We start from the raw sequence: 4100 nt of genomic DNA on the forward strand, positions 1-4100 counted from the left end.
TGCTGTGGAAAATAGTAGAAAATTTGTGTTCTGATTCTCGTAAGGCAATTTCAGCTAGTTTGCGATCGGTAATATCTCTGGCGGCGGCATAAATTAGTTTGCCGATCGGCAACGATCGCCATTCTATCCAATGGTACGAGCCATCGCGATGCCGATAGCGGTTGGTAAAATTCAAGACTACTTGCTTTTGTGATAATTCGGCAATTGCGCCTAACGTACTTTCGAGATCGTCAGGATGAACGAAATCTAAAAATCTACGCCCTTCTAGATCGGCTAAGGTGTAGCCTAATATATTTTCCCATTCCACATTTAGGCGGCGAAAATAACCATCTGTGTCGGCAATGCAGAGCAAGTCTAATGGAGCGGAAAAGAACCGCTCTAGTTCATCTGTTTTTTCTTGGAGGGCAATTTCTAGATGTTTGCGCTCGGTGATATCTACAACGACTACTCCCACTCCATCAGGAGAATTATTCACATCAAAAATTGGAAAGTACGAAACCATCCAGTAACCCTGAATTCCCTGCTTTCTGGGAACTTCACCCCTTATTTCTAGATTGATAATCGGTTTTCCCGTGGCTAGAACTTGTTGATATAAAGGTTCAATTGTATCCGCTAATTTTTGGGGAACAACTTCCCTAATGGTTTTACCGATTTTTTCTTCTACCGTCAACCCGGCAATTCCTGATAAAACTTGATTGAGTTTAACAAAACGCAGTTTTTTATTGAGTATTCCCATTCCCACTGGCGCAGATGCAAAGAAAGCGTTCATTTGTGCTTCGCTGCGTTTCCATGCCTCGGTTCTTTCTCGTACTTGCGTTTCTAAACTGCGATTGTACTCTAATAAAACCTGCGCCATCTGGTTAAAAGATTCCGTTAATTCACTGACTTCTTTAGCACCAATTACCGGAATATTGCCCTCTAATTCACCTTTACTTAAGTTTTTAGCCGCAGTATTTAAGTGCAAAATCGGTTTCGTTATTGAATGGGATGCGAGCGCTCCCATCCCGATGCTAACTAATAAAGTAACAAGACAAAGTAAAATTGTATGGTGAGTATTTTTATTAATCCGGGTCATTAAATCCGATTCTGGGATGGCAACGACGAGTGACAAATTCAAACCATATTTATCTCGATAGGGAACAACTCTAATAAATAATTTTTCGCCTTGGCTATTGACTATCAATTGTTCGTCATTTTGGATGTGGCGAAAATTTCCGAAACGCTTCTTTAAGTGTTCGGCAATTTCCCTGTTTCTGACATCTCGACTATTGAAGATCGATAATGGGGTAGGCCGATTGTTTCCTTGCTGGAGATCGCGCTTTTCTAATGTGGAGGTAGCTGCTAAATTACCAGAACTATCGATAATAAAAGCTTGGCCCGATCGCGAAAAGTGCAGCTTTTGCAGAAATGTACTGAGAGCGGCAAGATCTACATTAGCCGCAAAAACTGCTTGCAATTGACCGGCGCGATCGTAAACTGGCGTCACTGCAAACATTCCTACCGCAGGTGCAGCTTGGTAAACTACCAGTGGTGTCCAAGTTTGTTTTCGGTTGCTTTTTGCTTGCACGTACCAGGGAAGGGTACGCAAATCCATTTTTACCCCATAGACAAGTTTTTGCGGCTTCCCTTTAGAATCAACTATATAGAATTTGCGTTGTGTAGGAGTGGGATTTTTTGCTTCACTGTAAAAGATCGTACCGATCGGTAAATCTTTTCCAGATACCTTGCGAACAACTTCGCGCATATCCTGAGTGAGAATGCGTCCGTATCCAACAGTTTCTCCCTTTCGATTGAGAAAGAAGATCCCTGTCACAGACTGATTTAGTTTTATATGCTGCCAAAGCTGTTGCCGCACTTCCTCCAAGTTTCCAATATCCAGCGTTCCCTGTTGCCATGCTAGATGGTTGGTTGTTACAACTTGTTGGGGCGTCTCCAAATTACTGTCGAGGCGATCGCTAATTCGTTCTCCCACCTCCTCCATCAGTTGCTTTGCCAAGTCTTCCACTGCCTGTTGGCCATTTTTATAAGAAAGATAACCCACTAATCCCACCGCCGTTACAGTTTGCAAAACGAAGGGCACAATCAGGACAGTTCTTAAAGAGAGCTTGCGTAACCAGCTAGTCACTATGAGGTACTGTTTTGGAGTTGAAAAATCTATTTAGATAAAATTATCCGAGCTTCCCCTTGTAAACCTCTCCGCATCATCGACGGCAAATGAAGGAAACTGCGATAGTTGGGCCTTACCTGCAAATACCTAAGTACGTGCAGGTAAATAAAGTCAAAATAACTTAATGTTCAATCAAATATTATACTCCTTTAGGGAGGTGCTTTGGCAATAAAACTATGATAACCCTCCTCAAGCTTGTCCTTGCGTACTTCCCAGGCAAGGGACGAAGCTGCCCATATATAAAATTTACTTAAAGAAAGAGTCGGATGGGGAAGATAGGGAAGTAAAATTTCATATTTTTCACATCTTGCAGCATTATCAACAAGACCTGAGAAACCGGGTTGCTTAACTAAAAATCTAGGCTCTTGACTTTAATTTGCAATAACCTCGCTGTATTGGCTTGTTAAAATATCTGAAATTTGGATCGTGTGCGAGTAATTATTAATTTTTTGGTGGCTACTATAAATTGTGTCTAAAATAAACAATACCGATCGTAAAATTGATAGCCTATTGTAGAGGGCGTGAAATATTCAAGTTTTCCAAAAATTTTAAGCGTTCTGTCTGACGCACCGTACACGGATAATAAGTAGTTTAAATACCGAACAGCTTATCGCTACCAGCTATAATTATCCATAGCAACTGAAAGGAGTTATTATGGGTTTAGGTCTTCTTGCTGACGGCAGGTGGGTATCGGAACGGGAACAAGAAGATTCCCAAGGCAGATTTATTCGTCCAGTTACCAGTTTTCGCAACAAAATTACGGCTGATGGTTCTAGCGGTTTTAAAGCGGAAACAGGGCGCTATCATCTTTATATTTCTTGGGCTTGTCCTTGGGCGCACCGCACCGCAATCATGCGAAAATTGAAGGGTTTGTCGGATGCGATCGGCCTTTCAGTTGTCCATCCGGTAATCGACCAAAACGGCTGGGAATTCTCCGACGAACCGGGTTGCATTCCCGACTCGATTAATGGTGCGAATTATCTTTGGGAAATCTATCTCAAGGCAGATGCAAAATATGAAGGACGGGTAACTGTTCCGGTGCTTTGGGATAAGGAAACCAGCACAATAGTAAATAACGAATCTCGCGAAATTATCCGGATGTTGGATACCGAATTTCAGGATTTCGCGAAGTCAGATTGGCACTTTTTGCCTGATGATTTACTGGAAAAGGTTGACAAAACGATCGAACTCATTTATCAACCGATCAATAACGGCGTTTATCGAGCCGGATTCGCTACGACTCAGACAGCTTATGAGGAAGGGGTGACAGATTTATTTAACGCTTTGCAACATTGGGATGAAGTGTTAGGCAAACAGCTCTATTTGTGTGGCGATCGCATCACCGAAGCAGACTGGTGTATGTTCACAACCCTCCTGCGTTTTGACCCAGTTTATTACGGTCACTTCAAATGCAATCTGCATCATATTTGGGATTATCCAAATCTTTGGAATTACCTCAAAGAACTTTATCAAATTCCCGGAGTTAAAGAAACCTGCAACCTCGACCACATCAAGCGGCATTACTATGTCAGCCATAACAAAATCAATCCGACTCGCATCGTTCCCAAAGGGCCGATAATGGATCTGGAATCACCACCCGATCGCAAAATAGTCTCTTAATTTACGGATTCATTGACACTCTGCGGTCTCTCATACACGCAGATTCATTAGAGATCTCCTCCAAAAGAATAAAAAAGGCAGGCAGGATGCCTACCCCACAAGAATTTTTGGAGAGTTACGGGCAGCTGGAATTTAGCCAGAGGAACGATCGACCTACAGGGGAAGCTTCGCACCTGCATTTTATCCCGATTCAGCACAGACCCCTGTGTTAAGCCGTACAATTGTCAATGTATACTCCAAAAAAGACGTTTTTTGTCTGCTGCTAACTTGCTGGGGCTGGAAATATGACATCCTATGCAACTTCCTCTGCTAG

The 4100-nt window shown here is 42.5% G+C and carries 3 protein-coding genes; 2 read left to right on the top strand and 1 reads right to left on the bottom strand.

All coding sequences use genetic code 11. The features are described from left to right. Nucleotides 1-2125 (bottom strand): PAS domain S-box protein (locus H6S82_RS21385; protein WP_191056671.1); only part of this gene is annotated, 2125 nt, incomplete at its 3' end. Between the two features lie 696 nt (nucleotides 2126-2821). Between H6S82_RS21385 and H6S82_RS21390 the strand changes: the two genes are divergently transcribed. After that, nucleotides 2822-3787, top strand: a complete 966-nt coding sequence (locus H6S82_RS21390; RefSeq protein ID WP_190463892.1) for a glutathione S-transferase family protein — start codon at nucleotides 2822-2824, stop codon at nucleotides 3785-3787. Between the two features lie 86 nt (nucleotides 3788-3873). After that, a complete protein-coding gene (locus H6S82_RS34125; protein WP_255512199.1) occupies nucleotides 3874-3999 on the top strand; it encodes a hypothetical protein in 126 nt (41 codons plus the stop codon). Nucleotides 4000-4100 lie beyond the last annotated feature (101 nt).

The organism is Planktothrix sp. FACHB-1355 (assembly GCF_014748295.1).
In the GTDB taxonomy this organism is placed as follows: Bacteria; Cyanobacteriota; Cyanobacteriia; order Cyanobacteriales; family Aerosakkonemataceae; genus Aerosakkonema; species Aerosakkonema funiforme_A.